15 protein-coding genes are annotated in these 14,836 nt (G+C 45.9%); 4 read left to right on the top strand and 11 right to left on the bottom strand.

The window, feature by feature from the left end:
• Positions 1–16: 16 nt before the first annotated feature.
• Both zapD and yacG read left to right on the top strand, forming a co-directional pair.
• Positions 17–757 (top strand): cell division protein ZapD, encoded by a 741-nt coding sequence (gene zapD, locus A9237_RS11280; RefSeq protein WP_038896791.1) that lies wholly within the window; start codon positions 17–19, stop codon positions 755–757.
• Positions 758–819: 62 nt separating this feature from the next.
• Positions 820–1,014, top strand: a complete 195-nt coding sequence (yacG, locus tag A9237_RS11275; protein ID WP_009707573.1) for a DNA gyrase inhibitor YacG — start codon at positions 820–822, stop codon at positions 1,012–1,014.
• Positions 1,015–1,389: 375 nt separating this feature from the next.
• On the opposite strand, the gene rplS is transcribed toward yacG, so the two are convergent.
• The 5 genes from rplS to ffh all read right to left on the bottom strand — a co-directional run bounded on the left by rplS (position 1,390) and on the right by ffh (position 4,981).
• Positions 1,390–1,743: a 50S ribosomal protein L19 gene (gene rplS / locus A9237_RS11270; protein WP_005438036.1), complete on the bottom strand. Its 354-nt coding sequence runs from the start codon at positions 1,741–1,743 to the stop codon at positions 1,390–1,392.
• 41 nt (positions 1,744–1,784) lie between these two features.
• On the bottom strand, positions 1,785–2,528 hold the full coding sequence (gene trmD, locus A9237_RS11265; RefSeq protein ID WP_005425529.1) for a tRNA (guanosine(37)-N1)-methyltransferase TrmD: 744 nt from the start codon (positions 2,526–2,528) through the stop codon (positions 1,785–1,787).
• A 27-nt stretch (positions 2,529–2,555) separates the two neighbouring features.
• Positions 2,556–3,104 carry a ribosome maturation factor RimM gene (gene rimM, locus A9237_RS11260; protein ID WP_005438038.1) on the bottom strand — a complete coding sequence of 183 codons (549 nt, stop codon included), beginning with the start codon at positions 3,102–3,104 and terminating at the stop codon, positions 2,556–2,558.
• Between the two features lie 29 nt (positions 3,105–3,133).
• Complete coding sequence (gene rpsP, locus A9237_RS11255; protein WP_005438039.1) at positions 3,134–3,382, bottom strand: 30S ribosomal protein S16; 249 nt, start codon at positions 3,380–3,382, stop codon at positions 3,134–3,136.
• Positions 3,383–3,592: 210 nt separating this feature from the next.
• Positions 3,593–4,981, bottom strand: coding sequence for a signal recognition particle protein (ffh, locus tag A9237_RS11250; protein WP_005438041.1), 1,389 nt, complete (start codon positions 4,979–4,981; stop codon positions 3,593–3,595).
• A gap of 213 nt (positions 4,982–5,194) precedes the next feature.
• Here ffh and A9237_RS11245 point away from each other — a divergent pair, with 213 nt between their 5' ends.
• Both A9237_RS11245 and A9237_RS11240 read left to right on the top strand, forming a co-directional pair.
• Positions 5,195–5,989 (top strand): cytochrome C assembly family protein, encoded by a 795-nt coding sequence (locus A9237_RS11245; protein ID WP_005438043.1) that lies wholly within the window; start codon positions 5,195–5,197, stop codon positions 5,987–5,989.
• A 154-nt stretch (positions 5,990–6,143) separates the two neighbouring features.
• Positions 6,144–7,424: an HlyC/CorC family transporter gene (locus tag A9237_RS11240; protein WP_009707575.1), complete on the top strand. Its 1,281-nt coding sequence runs from the start codon at positions 6,144–6,146 to the stop codon at positions 7,422–7,424.
• 86 nt (positions 7,425–7,510) lie between these two features.
• On the opposite strand, the gene luxS is transcribed toward A9237_RS11240, so the two are convergent.
• From luxS to A9237_RS11210, 6 genes are all read right to left on the bottom strand, one after another.
• Positions 7,511–8,029 (bottom strand): S-ribosylhomocysteine lyase, encoded by a 519-nt coding sequence (gene luxS / locus A9237_RS11235; RefSeq protein WP_005438047.1) that lies wholly within the window; start codon positions 8,027–8,029, stop codon positions 7,511–7,513.
• A 91-nt stretch (positions 8,030–8,120) separates the two neighbouring features.
• Entirely contained in the window at positions 8,121–8,684 is a 564-nt protein-coding gene (locus A9237_RS11230; RefSeq protein ID WP_012128887.1) for a transglycosylase SLT domain-containing protein, read from the bottom strand.
• 61 nt (positions 8,685–8,745) lie between these two features.
• Positions 8,746–10,314, bottom strand: coding sequence for a glutamate--cysteine ligase (gshA, locus tag A9237_RS11225; RefSeq protein WP_005438052.1), 1,569 nt, complete (start codon positions 10,312–10,314; stop codon positions 8,746–8,748).
• 163 nt (positions 10,315–10,477) lie between these two features.
• Positions 10,478–13,321, bottom strand: coding sequence for a M16 family metallopeptidase (locus A9237_RS11220; RefSeq protein WP_078608189.1), 2,844 nt, complete (start codon positions 13,319–13,321; stop codon positions 10,478–10,480).
• Positions 13,322–13,330: 9 nt separating this feature from the next.
• A complete protein-coding gene (locus tag A9237_RS11215) occupies positions 13,331–13,792 on the bottom strand; it encodes a YqaA family protein (protein WP_005438056.1) in 462 nt (153 codons plus the stop codon).
• Complete coding sequence (locus A9237_RS11210) at positions 13,786–14,736, bottom strand: NADP-dependent oxidoreductase (RefSeq protein ID WP_078608188.1); 951 nt, start codon at positions 14,734–14,736, stop codon at positions 13,786–13,788. The genes A9237_RS11215 and A9237_RS11210 overlap by 7 nt, the downstream gene beginning before the upstream one ends.
• Between the last annotated feature and the right edge of the window lie 100 nt (positions 14,737–14,836).

The following is a 14,836-nucleotide window of genomic DNA, read 5'->3' as shown; positions in this document are numbered from 1 at the left end:
ACCAAGGCTAATGTCGATGACCACGCACAAATTTGAACATCCGTTAAATGAAAAAACTCGCATCTATTTAAGAGTTGAGTCTTTGCTGCGTCAGGCTCATCTAGCCTCAAGTTTTGCTGATAACCATCAATATCAGCTGTTCTTTCGTGCCCTTTTCGATATGGTCGAAATCTTCGAGCAAATCCAGCTAAAAAGCGAACTCGCTAAAGATCTTGAAAAGCAGCGTTTAGCTTATCGTAACTGGCTCAATGTTGACGGCGTAGATCAACAAGCACTGAATGAGCTTTTAAAAGAGATAGATGTCGTACACAGCCAATTGATGGCAGCTGAGCGCTTCGGTCAAGCATTAAAAGAAGACCGCTTCTTAAGTTCAATTCGCCAGCGTTTCAACCTGCCTGGTGGTTCATGTTGTTTCGACCTACCCGCTTTGCATTATTGGCTTCATTTACCGATTGAGCGTAAAAAGCACGATGCTAACCAATGGCAAGCGAGCTTAAAGCCGCTTTCTGATGCGTTAGCACTTTGGCTAAAACTTACTCGCGAAACGGGTCACTTCAAAGCGCAAATCGCCCGCGCAGGCTTTTTCCAAAGTGATGCTGATGAAGCCAATATTTTACGTTTACACATCCCAATGGAATACGGTGTCTACCCGATGATTTCGGGCCACAAGAACCGTTTTGCCATCAAGTTTATGGCTTTCGAAAGTGGTCAAGCTTGCACGCAAGATGTCGAGTTTGAACTTGCTGTTTGTAGCTAAGCTCAACAAGCACTACTATTGCCTTAATACCTTTGAACACCGAATAAATAGGACGAATGACGATGTCTAAAATTACAGTCGTTCCATGCCCACAATGTGGCGCAGACGTTGAGTGGGGCGAACAAAGCCCTCACCGCCCTTTCTGCAGTAAACAATGCCAAATGATTGATTTTGGTGAATGGGCAGATGAAGAAAACGCCATCGCCGGTGCACCGGATATGTCGGATAGCGATGGTTGGTCTGAAGACCAGTACTAAAGAATTGAGAAGCTAGAGTCGAGATACAAGAACGCTACGCTTCGAGAATAAAGAGAGGGGTTGATGTGAGAGCATTGGCCCTTTTTGTTTTTTGGGATTCGGGATTCGGGATTCGGGATTCGGGATTCGGGATTCGGGATTCGGGATTCGGTTCATTTGTCTTTCTAAGGACAAGTTCTGTCAACACCTTCGAGACCAAATTTCTTGCATTAACCATCCAACAACACCTCTCGGTTCCTAAAGCGAAGCGCTCTCAAATCTCGAAGCGTAGCGTTCCCGATTCTAGAAGGACGAAGTCCGTTCCCTAACTTTTTCGCGCATAAAAAAACGGAGCCCAGATGGGCTCCGTTTACTATGAGAACGCTAGTTATAGCATTACTTCTTAGCAAGTTTCTCTTTGATACGAGCTGACTTACCAGAACGCTCACGTAGGTAGTACAACTTGGCACGACGTACTGCACCACGGCGTTTAACTTCGATGCTATCAACAACTGGAGAGTGAGTTTGGAACGTACGCTCAACACCTTCACCGTTAGAGATCTTACGTACAGTGAAAGCAGAGTGAAGACCACGGTTACGGATTGCGATTACAACGCCTTCAAAAGCCTGTAGACGCTCACGCTCACCTTCTTTAACTTTAACCTGAACTACAACAGTGTCACCTGGTGCAAATTTAGGCAGGCCTGATTTCATTTGCTCTTCTTCAAGAGCCTTGATGATGTTACTCATTTTTTAAATTCCTAGAATAAACTGATACTAAATAAATTAGGTTACTTTGCGTTATGTTCACTAATGAACTCAGCAAGTAATTGTTCCTGTTCGTCAGTCAGAGCTAGGTTTTCCAGGAGCTCTGGTCTTCTTAGCCAAGTTCGGCCTAGCGACTGTTTTAGTCGCCATTGACGAATGTCCTTGTGGTTGCCTGACATCAGTACCGCTGGCACTTCTTTATCATCCAACACTTCAGGACGCGTATAGTGAGGGCAATCTAATAAGCCATTTGCAAAAGAGTCTTCTTCTGCTGACGCGAAATCGCCTAGTACACCCGGAACAAACCGAGAGACAGAATCGATTAACGTCATGGCTGGTATCTCACCACCCGTCATCACAAAATCACCAATCGACCATTCTTCGTCGACTTCAGATTGAATGATGCGCTCATCTACCCCTTCATAACGGCCACAAATCAGAAGTAAATTCTCATTCGTTGCCAGTTCTTCAACCCCTTTTTGGTCGAGCTTGCGACCTTGAGGAGAAAGGTAAATGACTTTCGTCTTACCCGGTGAGGCTGCTTTCGCGGTATGAATGGCATCGCGCAAAGGCTGAACCATCATTAGCATACCAGGGCCACCACCGTAAGGTCGGTCATCGACAGTGCGATGCTTGTCGTGAGTGAAATCGCGAGGATTCCAAGTCTCAATCGACAAAAGACCTTTTTTAACCGCTTGACCTGTTACCCCAAAATCAGTAACAGAACGGAACATTTCAGGAAACAGGCTAATTACGCCAACCCACATGTTTATCTCGCTCTGTAATTTTGGAGATTAGAATCCAGGATCCCAGTCAACTTCGATCCGTTGAGCTTCGCGATCAACTTTGATGATCACTTGCTCTTCAAGGAACGGGATTAATCGTTCCTTCTGCCCGAAAGCATCTTTAAGATTTGCTTTAACAACCAGAACATCGTTTGAGCCAGTTTCTAGAATGTCAGATACGACACCTAGATCGTAACCTTTAGTGGTTACTACTTGCATCCCAAACAATTCACGCCAGTAGAACTCATCTTCTGACAATTCAGGAAGTACCGCAGGGTCGATAGCAATTTCAAAGTTTGTCATTAGATGCGCGTCTTCACGAATATCTAGACCTTCCAGCTTAGCCACCATACCTTTGTTATGGCGTTTCCAGCTTTCTACTTTGTACTCAACCCACGTACCCTTTTGGTTAATAAACCAAGGGCTGTAATCGAAAATGCTTTCAGCATTGTCTGTGTAGGAAAAAACTTTAAGCCAACCACGAATGCCGTAAGTAGCACCAAACTTGCCTACAACAATCTTTTCGTTGCTCATTGTTTCTTTACCTTTCATCGACATAAACTAGTTTCTACTTCTAAAGTAAAAAATTAAGCCGCTTTTTGAGCGTCTTTAACTAGCTTAGCAACGCGGTCAGATAGAGACGCACCTTGACCAACCCAGTGGTTAACGCGGTCTAGGTCTAGACGTAGACCTTCTTCTTGACCTTTTGCAGTTGGGTTAAAGAAACCAACTTTCTCGATGAAACGGCCAGTTGCAGCGTTGCGGCTGTCCGCTACTACGATTTGATAAAATGGACGCTTTTTAGCGCCGTGACGTGCCAAACGAATGGTTACCATGTCGTCCTCTTTGCTTTCTCAAAAATAAAATTAACCCCAATAATCATTCATAAAACTGAACAACCTGGGGTCTCGTGCCAAAATAAAGCTCCGGAATTTTACTCTTATCCCGAAGCAATGCAAGGGATTTAGTTACTTTTTCACCAACATAAATTGAAATTCAAGTTTGTGATGTAGCTAACACCCTGAAACTAAAGTCTAGGCAATCGTTTAACGGCCAAATGGATTGAAGCCACCGCCTCCACCCATACCGCCGCCGCCCATCATGCCTTGCATGTTGCGCATCATGCCTTTCATGCCGCCCTTTTGCATTTTCTTCATCATCTTCTGCATTTGGGTGAACTGCTTCAATAGACGGTTAACGTCTTGAACCTGAACACCAGAACCTGCAGCGATACGCTTCTTACGCGAACCTTTGATGATTTCTGGGCGTTGACGTTCTTTCATTGTCATTGAGCTGATGATCGCTTCCATCTGCTTAAACATCTTGTCGTCAACTTTGTCTTTCACGTCTGATGGTAGCTGAGACATGCCTGGTAGCTTGTCTAGCATGCCCATCATGCCACCCATGTTTTGCATTTGACCTAGCTGTTCACGGAAGTCTTCAAGGTCAAAACCTTTCTTCTCTTTGAACTTCTTCGCTAGTTTCTCTGCTTTTTCCTGGTCAACATTGCGTTGTAGGTCTTCGATAAGTGACAGTACGTCACCCATACCTAGAATGCGCGATGCAACACGATCAGGGTGGAACGGTTCTAGTGCGTCGGTTTTCTCACCCACACCTAGGAATTTGATTGGCTTACCTGTGATATGACGAACTGATAGCGCCGCACCACCACGAGCATCACCATCGACTTTAGTCAGAATCACACCAGTTAGCGGTAGGGCATCACCGAATGCTTTTGCTGTATTCGCCGCATCTTGACCTGTCATTGCATCAACAACAAACAGCGTCTCAACAGGGTTAATCGCTGAGTGAAGATCTTTAATCTCACCCATCATTTCTTCATCGATAGCCAAACGACCCGCGGTATCGACAATCAACACGTCGTAGAATTTCTTCTTCGCGTGGTCGATAGCTGCGTTAGCAATATCAATTGGCTTTTGATCCGGTGAAGATGGGAAGAAGTCGACACCGATGTCTGATGCTAGGGTTTCTAGCTGCTTGATTGCCGCTGGACGGTAAACGTCGGCAGACACAACCAAGACTTTCTTTTTATCACGCTCTTTTAGTAGCTTAGAAAGCTTACCTACCGATGTGGTTTTACCCGCACCTTGTAGACCTGCCATCAAAAGTACCGCTGGCGGCTGTGCTGCTAGGTTAAGAGCTTCGTTAGATTCACCCATAACCGCTTCAAGCTCAGCTTGAACGATCTTGATGAACTCTTGACCCGGTGTTAGGGATTTAGAAACTTCTACACCCACCGCTTTTTCTTTAACGCGGTTTACAAATTCACGTACAACAGGAAGCGCAACGTCCGCTTCCAATAGTGCCATGCGTACTTCACGTAGGGTTTCTTTAATGTTGTCTTCGGTCAGACGACCTTTACCGCTGATATTCTTCAGCGTTTTGGATAATCGATCCGTTAAATTCTCAAACATCTTTGTCTCTTCGCTAAAATGGCGATTAATTAGTGTGAGTATACCTTAGCCAACGTCACAGTCATACCCGAACACTACTCTTATCCTTAACTTGAGGGCTAACTTGTTAATTTCAATATCTCATCTCTCGTGATTGATGAGGCATCGCCCATAGCCCCAAAGAGTAATGCAAGGTATAATTTTCACCATTGTGCACAATAACTCTTAAGATTCATGGATAGCTTAATTGCCATCGCAGCCGCCATTCTTTACGTTTTGGCAATTGCGACCATCATTCCCGGACTCTCTCAGCAGTCAGGAATCAAAGCGAAAACCGTATTTGCCAGTGCGGCATGTGCGTTGGTTTTTCACGCTTGGATTCTGAGTGATCTGATTTTCGACGGTTCAGGGCAAAACCTCAGCATTCTTAACGTCGCTTCTTTGATCAGCTTTATCATCTCGCTGGTAATGAGTGTGGCGATGCTCAAGAATCGTTTGTGGTTCCTTCTTCCTGTGGTTTATAGCTTTGCTGCCATCAATTTAACTGCTGCTACCTTCTTACCAAGCACGTTTATTAAGCATTTAGAGAACGACCCTAAGCTACTTATTCACATTTCTTTTGCGTTGTTCTCCTACGCTACCTTAACCATTGGTGCGCTATACGCTCTGCAACTGGCGTGGCTCGACCACAAGCTCAAAGCCAAGAAGTCGTTGGCAATTAATCCGAACTTGCCACCATTGATGATGGTTGAACGACAACTGTTCAAGATTATCTTGATTGGTAACTTATTACTCACAGGCACATTGATTACTGGTTTTGTCTTCGTACAAGACATGTTTGCTCAAGGTAAAGCACACAAAGGTATCCTTTCTTTCATCGCTTGGATTGTGTATTCCATCTTGCTTTGGGGCCATTACCAAAAAGGCTGGCGTGGTAAGAAAGTGACTTGGTTTGCAGTCGCGGGTGCGACACTACTGACCTTGGCTTACTTTGGCAGTCGCTTCGTGAAAGAGATCATTTTAAGTTGATGTAATCCATCTATTAAATTCAATTAATAAGGAGCCTTGTGCTCCTTATCCTTTATATTGATGGGTAAATAAAATAGAGTACCCCTTATTCCATTGACTTAACGGCCAAGCTCGGTCATAAATTAACCAAACACATACAAGGAACTGCTGCGTTTTGGACGACATATCTACGGGTATCTTATTTGCGCTACTCGCGTGTCTTATCGTCATATCAGGTTACTTCTCAGGTTCAGAAACAGGGATGATGTCTTTGAACCGTTACCGCTTAAAGCACTTAGCCAATAATGGGCATAAAGGGGCGAAGCGAGTCGAAAAGCTATTAGACCGTCCAGATCGTTTGATTGGTCTTATCCTTATCGGCAACAACCTTGTTAATATTTTGGCGTCTGCCATCGCGACCATTTTGGGTATGCGATTATACGGTGATATCGGTGTTGCCATCGCAACTGGTGCGCTGACTATGGTCGTGCTCGTGTTTGCAGAAGTCACACCGAAAACCATCGCCGCCCTCTACCCTGAACGCGTGTCCTACGCGAGTAGTATTCTCCTCACGATTCTGATGAAAGTTCTGTCACCTCTGGTGATGTTAGTGAACTTTATTACCAATGGTTTTATCCGTCTTATTGGCGTGAAAGCCGATCACAACACAGAAGATCACCTTAGTTCAGAAGAGTTACGCACGGTTGTAAATGAAGCGGGTGGCATGATTCCGCGCCGTCACCAAGACATGCTGGTTTCGATTTTGGATCTTGAACACGTCACAGTGAACGACATCATGGTGCCACGTAATGAGATCACTGGCATCGACATCAATGACGATTGGAAGTCTATCGTCCGTCAGCTGACTCACTCTCCTCATGGCCGCATTGTGCTGTATCGTGACCAGATAGATGAAGTGGTGGGTATGCTGCGTCTGCGCGAAGCGTACCGTTTGATGTTAGAGAAGAACGAGTTCAACAAAGAAACACTGCTACGTGCTGCCGATGAGGTGTACTACATCCCAGAAGGCACACCTCTGAACGTGCAGATGTTGAAGTTCCAACGCAACAAACAGCGCATTGGTTTGATTGTCGATGAGTATGGCGACATTAACGGTCTGGTGACGTTGGAAGATATCTTGGAAGAGATTGTGGGCGAATTTACCACATCCATTGCACCGAGCTTATCGGAAGAGATCACACCACAAGGTGATGGCAGCTTCTTGATTGAAGGCAGTGCCAACATTCGTGATATCAACAAAGGCTTGAAGTGGAAACTACCGACCGACGGTCCACGTACATTGAACGGTCTGATTCTAGAACATTTAGAAGACATTCCTGAAAGCCATTTAAGCGTGCAAGTCGCAGGGCATCCAATGGAAATTGTCGATATTGAAGAGAATCGCATAAAGCTTGTTAAGGTGTACCCAAAACTCAAGAAAAGTAGTGATAAATAGCGTCGAAAAAACAAAAAAGAGCCTGACATTGTCAGGCTCTTTCTTTTTATGCGTTTCGAACTCTACGCTCTGAACTGAAAGACAGGTTAGTCGATACGTAGTTCTTTTAGCATTGACTCTGGCAGCGCAAGCTCGTCATTCTTATTGACTGATACACCGGCTTCTAGAATGTTCTTCGCGATTTGCTTTGCTTCATCCAGAGAGTGCATTGCTGCTGTACCACATTGGTACTCGTTCAACTCAGGGATCTTGTTTTGGTTTTCTACTTTCAAAACATCTTCCATCGCGGCAATCCAAGCGTCAGCCACTTGTTGCTCTGAAGGCGTGCCAATCAAACTCATGTAGAAACCAGTGCGACAGCCCATTGGTGAAATATCAATGATCTCAACACTCTCACCATTTAAGTGGTTACGCATAAAGCCTGCGTACAAGTGTTCTAATGTATGAATCCCTTTCTCAGAAAGGATGTCTTTGTTTGGCGCAGTGAAACGTAGGTCGAATACCGTGATGGTGTCCCCTTTTGGAGTTTGCATCGTTTTAGCCACACGGACTGCTGGTGCATTCATGCGTGTGTGGTCTACGGTAAAACTGTCTAATAAAGGCATTACATCTCTCCTGATTGTAATCACCAACACTCACAAGCATTGGTCGTTATTTCTGTTCATTCCCCCACTCATAATCCATGGATTGAGTGAGCTAAAAGAACCAGCCGCTGTTGTCTTCTAATTCCTGACGACATTGCTTCAGCTGCCAGCCATAAGTCTTTGCGGTTTGCTCTACGCGCCTAGCAACCTTAATTAAGCTTGGTTTGCTGTTATAAGTTCCGCGTTTGTAACCGCCACGCCCCTCGTGATACGCAAGGTACTGGTTGTAAGGGTCCCATAATGAGATGCCCAATTGGCGACGAGTTTCATGGGTATACCAACCGACAAACATCATTGAGTCGTCGAAGTTCGTACGTGAGCCGCCTTGTCCCGTCGCATCTTGGAAATCATCCCAAGCAGGGTCTTGGGCTTGAGCATAACCGTAAGCGCTGCTAACGCGTCCCCACGGAATAAAGCCGAGAATATAATCTTTAGGTGGTCGAGCATCATGACGAAAGCTACTTTCTTGCTTAATGATCGCCATGGCAACATTTATCGGTGTGCCCCACTCTTCTTCCATGTCTTTGGCATCTTCATACCAACCGGATTTTTCTCGGAATATTTCACATAGGTTGTCTTGTTGCTTTGGGGGCGCTGTCGCACAACCGGCTAACATCACGCTCCCAAGTACAGACACCACTAACGGCTTAATGTCCAATCCCTGCCCTTACTACTGATTATTGTTTTAGGTAAGCAAAGTAATCTTCTAAGAAGTCATCAAAGGATAACGTATCACTTTGCTCTGCTTGTTTTTGCTTCTCTACCGATGTCGCAACTTCCGTTTCCATTGCGTCAGCTGAATATTGCTCATAGCTGTGTGCTAGGTTTTCTTCACGGAACTTCATGCCAAGCGCACAACCCACTTTACCTAAACCACCGTGCTCTTTTGTCAGCTCAAGCAGTTGGCCAGAAATGGTCAGCTCTGGTTCATCAATCCAAGATTCTAGTTTGTCACAAACCGCTTGGTACGCATTGCCACCAGCTGCAGCATCCATTTCAACCGCAATCAGACGAAGGTCAGCGAACACACGATGAGCCCAATCTTGTAGAGACAGACGCTCGCCTTGGCAACCGATTTGCAGCATCAAGCCCTTCTCGCGGCCAGAAACAATGACTTTGTTCCAGTTGTCACGCCAGCATTCTAGCTCGCAGTTATCCATCGGGTCTGAGTCTGAAAGCGCTGCCCACGTTAGGAATAGGTCAAGGAAGCGAACCTGCTCTTCACTCACACCTACAGCACTGAATGGGTTCACATCGAGCGAGCGAACTTCAATGTATTCCACACCGCCACGTTTAAGCGCTTCCGAAGGCTTTTCACCGCTCTTCGTTACACGTTTCGGACGAATTGGGGCATACAATTCATTCTCAATTTGCAGAATGTTTGAGTTAAGCTGACGATATTCACCATCGACTTTCACACCAATCTCAGCAAATTCTTCAGATGGACGACGAATCGCGTCACTCAAACCTTCAAGATACTGGTCGATACTATTAAAGCCAATCTTAAGCACGCTTTGAGCGCTGTTGGTGTAACCGAGATCACTCAGACGCAGAGAGGTCGCTTTTGGTAGGTATAAGGTGCCACCAATTTTCTCAAATGGCAGATCCGTTTCACGTCCTTGAATGAACGAGCCACACAACGCTGGTGACGCACCAAAGAAGTACGGGATCATCCAACCAAAACGGTAGTAGTTACGGATTAGAGCAAAGTACGCTGCAGATTTCGTTTCTTGGCGAGCTTCTTCATCTTGCTCACCATGCAGCGCATCCCAGAACGATTCAGGGAAAGAGAAGTTGAAGTGCACACCGGAGATAATTTGCATCAAGCTACCGTAGCGGCGTTTTAGACCTTCACGGTAAAGCGTTTTCATTTTTGCTGAGTTTGATGAGCCATATTGAGCCAGCTGAATATCATCTTCAGTGCCTACATAACATGGCATCGAAAGCGGCCACATTTTCTCTTCACCCATTTTGGTTTGAGTGAAGTGATGGATGTCTTTCAACTGTCCCATCAATTCAGGGATCTCATGTGATACAGGCGTAATGAATTCCAGTAGAGATTCTGAAAAGTCTGTCGTGATCCATTTGTTTGTGAACGCTGAGCCCAAGCCCTCTGGATGAGGTGTTGTTGCTAGGTGTCCATCCTGACGATAGCGCAAAGTTTCTCGCTCAACACCGCGTCCAAACTGCTTAAATACTTCTGGGTTTGATGCAACTTGTTTTAGTCGCGCAGCAAAATCAGTCAAAATGAGGTTCGCTTATATTGGGAGCAGGACACTCGCCAAGCGTGGCAAGTGAAAGCTAAGTTATTGATATATAATCCATCTAGATAAATAACCCATCAAAAAGTCATTTATCTAGTTAGAAACGAATAGCGGAGAGTCTCCTCTCCGCTATTAAATGTGTACTCTATCGAATGATTTCAAGCTCTTCCACGTCTTTCCCTAACTTTTCTAGTTGAGGGCGAAGGGAAGTCGCATCTCCGACGACCACGATTTGATAGTCGTTCGGGTCAAACCATTTCTGTGCTAGAGCGTTGAGCGTCTGCTTATCGACGGTCTCAACAATAGCGTTTCGTTGTTGTAGATAATCTTTATCTAAGTTGTATTTCAAAATATCACTGATGAGTTTGCCTTTCTGTGTTGGCGTCTCATATTTCAGTGCATCTTTTTGACCGACCGCTTGGCGCATAAATTTCAATTCATCGTCAGTCATGCCCGATTGTGAGAACTCGTTCAACTCATTCTCCATCTCGATGATAGACGCCACCGTCGAATCCGCACGCACTTGCGCAGTAAACACAACCGACCCCGTTTCTACATTACCGGAGAAATAACCATAAGCACCATAAGTGTAGCCTTTGTCTTCACGAAGGTTTTGATTGATACGGCTATTAAAGTTACCCGCTAGGTTAAAGTTTGCTAACTGACCCAGATAGAAATCACCTGTTGCATCGTAAGGCATGCCTTGACGAACCATCATGACCACACTTTGTGGTGCCCCTGGCTTATCCACCAAGTGCACTTTTTGCGTACCGAGTGGTGCGATAGTTTGCGGCGCGTAAAGTGGAGCGGCTTCATCTTCCCAATTTGCCCAGAAAGACAGCTGTTTCTCTAAGTCCGCTTTGCTGATATCACCAACGGCAATGATCTGTGCACTTTGTGGCGTGTAGTGCTTCGCATAGAAATCACGAACATCATCCAATGTCAGCGCTTGAAGCCCTGCCTTGGTGCCATCTTTCGGGCGTGCAAAGATAGAATTACCATACAACACTTGGCGACTTGCCTGTGATGCCATCCAGCTTGGTTTTTGGTGTTCATAAACCAGACCTTCTAACGCTTGTGTTTTCACTCGGTCAAAGTCTTCTTGCTTGAATGCCGGAGACAACAACATCTCCTCAACGATCTTCAACGTTGGGGCAAGGTTCTTCTCAAGTGCAGAGACGCTGATGTCCGTCGTGTAGCCACTCGCATCGACAGAAATAACGCTGCCAAGCTTGTCTAACTCAGCTTGGATGTCTTCTGCAGAGCGCTTAGTTGTGCCCTCTTGCAACATCGCTGCGGTAAGCTGAGCAAGACCTTCTTTGCCTCTTTCAACAAAACGCGTACCAGCTGGCAAGCTAAACTGCATTGTCACCGTTGGCGTTTCACTGCTTACGGTTCCAAGTAATTCCGAACCGTTTTTGAAGTGAATGTCGTACAGTTTTGGCATCGTCGCTTCAACAGGCGCACCCGCTGGCGGTTGGACAGAGCGGTCGAAATTGTCCGTTGCACGACGATAAGCCAATTGGTCATCGGTGATCTTTTCATACTCAGGTAATGTGCGTTTTGGCGTTACGAAGGTTGCAGGCTTCACAGCTAGCTCTGTCTTACCTTTTGGCACAACGCTCAGCGTTACCTTGTTCTTGCCTTGAATAAAGTCACTGTATGCTTTTTCTACCGATTCAGGCGTAACAGCACGAAGTTGTTCAAGCTGCTGTTCAATCAGATCTGGCTTACCAAAGAACGTTTGGTTTGATGCTAACTGCGTTACCTTGCCTTTTACACTTTCTAGAGCAAAAATCGCGTCGGCTTCGGTTTTGCCTTTCAGTTGCTCAAGACGATCTTTGGTGACGCCATCTTTGGCGAACTTATCCAACGATGCCATCAACTCATCATAGAGCTTGGATAAGTCACCTTTGTCGCCAGAATCCCCCATCGCATAAACATAGAAATTACACGATAGCTCAGCACAATCTTGGAATGATCCTGCATCGACAGCTTTCTGTGTTTTGACTAAGTCTTGGTAGAGCACGCTGTTCGTGCCGCTGCCCAACACACTAGCTAAAGTATCCAGCGAGGCTTGATTCGCTTCACCGCTATAAGTTGTCGGCCATGCGATCATGACCATAGGCTGTTGGATACGATCTTCTAATGTGATGTATTTGCTTTCAGCGAGCTTAGCAGGTTGTTTAGGAGCATTTTCTACCTCAGGACCACGAGGAATCGAGCCGAAGTATTTGTTCACCCACGCCAACGTCTGTTCTACATCGATATCACCACCGATGGTCAATACCGCGTTGTTTGGACCATACCAACGCAAGAAGAAAGCTTTCAAGTCGTTCACATCCACGCGATCAAGGTCTTCTACGTAACCGATGGTTTGCCATGAATACGGATGACCTTCAGGGTACAAGGCTTCAGACATGCGTTCCCAAATCAAACCATAAGGTCGATTGTCGTAACGCTGAGCTCGTTCGTTCTTCACCGTAGAACGTTGGATCTCAAACTTACGTTGAGACACAGCATCGAGCAAAAAGCCCATGCGATCCGATTCGAGCCACAGCATTTTTTCTAACTGGTTAGCCGGAACGGTTTCGAAGTAGTTGGTGCGGTCACGGTTAGTTGTACCATTTAGGGTGCCGCCCGCTTCCGTGATAATTTTGAAGTGCTCTTGGTCACCCACGTTCTCAGAGCCTTGGAACATCATGTGCTCGAAAAAGTGCGCAAAGCCAGATTTACCGATCTCTTCACGTGCAGAACCCACGTGGTAAGTAACATCCACATGCACAAGCGGGTCAGAATCTTCAGGTGCCAGAATCACCGTAAGGCCGTTATCGAGCTGATATTTCTGGTATGGGATTTTTACTTTGCCTTCTTCTGCTTTTGACGACTCAACGAAAGTCACCCCATCAGGCAATGACGAAACAGGGGCGTTTGATGCGCAGCCCGTGATCACTAAAAGTGAGCACGCACTTACCCAAAACATTCTCATGCGCTTTCCTTAAAATAAACCGAGATAGATGGCAGCCAGCACGCTATATCTTGCGGCTTTGCCTAAAAATATAAGAACTAAACACGGCAGAAACTTCATCCTTAACCATCCTGCCGCTAAACATAGTGGGTCGCCAATAACAGGCAACCAACTAAAGAATAATCCCCAGTAACCGTATTTTGACAGCCACTTCAATGCGGTGTGACCGTGCTTTTCATCTTGAGTTTTATTAGGAATCCACAACCCAAGCCAATAGTTAGTCAAACCACCAAGCGTATTACCGATCGTGGCGACAATAATAATGGAAGAAACGGAGTACTGGTTTAACGATAAAGTGGCTATCAACCCCGCTTCAGAGCCACCCGGTAACAAAGTGGCACTGAGAAAACCGGTAATGAATAGCACCCACAATGCAGAGTCAGAAAACCACAGAGCTAGGTTTTCGAAAGCCGCATTAAAGGCTTCTAACATGACATATCAAGCAAGATCTTGCCTCGCGTCCGTCCGGATTCGACTTGTTTGTGTGCTTCCACAACCTCATTCATCAGATAGACGTGTTGTATTTCTGTTTTCAACAATCCAACCCCAACCATGTAAAGTAAGGTGTCGAGTTGTTCGCGATCGGGTTCCACCAACATACCGCTCGCCTCAAAGCCAAGCAGCTTCGCCTTTTCGCAGATCAGTTCGGCGGTAATGGTTGGAACGGTGATGACTCGAGCATCATCAGTCAGGCATTTGAGAGCATCAAGTGCAGCATCGCCACCAACAAGATCAATCAAAACATCCACATCTTCAACACGTTCTGACACTGGCGCAAATTGATAGTTCACTGCATGCGCCCCCAATGTGGCGAGGTAGTCTAAATTTCGTTCACTGCAGGTGGTAAAGACTTCGGCTTTGGTTGCCACGGCGATTTGTACCGCTATGTGGCCAACACCACCAGCACCAGCAAGAATCAATACTCGGTCGCCTTCGGTAACATTGGCCTTGCTTAATGCTTGAGCCGCCGTTTGACCCGCAAGAGGTAGCACCGCAGCCGCTTCTAAAGTGACAGTATTTGGAACATGGCTGAGTTCAGATTCGGGAACACAAACGTATTGGCTGTAACCACCGCCTCGGATAGGGAAGCCGATAAACCCTGCTACCTCGTCGCCTTCATTAAAACGCGACGTTCCCTCTCCACAGGAAACAACTTTTCCTGAGATGTCATACCCCGGAACCCAAGGTAAGTTATCTTTATTTTGTGCGGCAGCCCATCCAAGCCCTGCTCGAGTTTTAACATCAATTGGATTTATGCCTGAGTAGGCAACTTTAATGAGGATTTCACCCGCTTGTGGTGCCGGTGTTGTGGTCGTTTGCAGTGCAAGAACGTCTGCGTCGCCAAATTCGGTAATCGCTATCTGTTTGTGTTCCATAACCCATTCCCTGCGAGAAAACAAAAAGGGATGCAAGAGCATCCCTTTGACTATAAACCATTTTGTTTGTCGAAGTTAATCGCCAATTTGTAAATTGATA

The organism is Vibrio owensii (genome assembly GCF_002021755.1).
Classification (GTDB): domain Bacteria; phylum Pseudomonadota; class Gammaproteobacteria; order Enterobacterales; family Vibrionaceae; genus Vibrio; species Vibrio owensii.
Note: the sequence above shows the minus strand (reverse complement) of the source record. Positions and strands in the feature narration are given on the sequence as shown.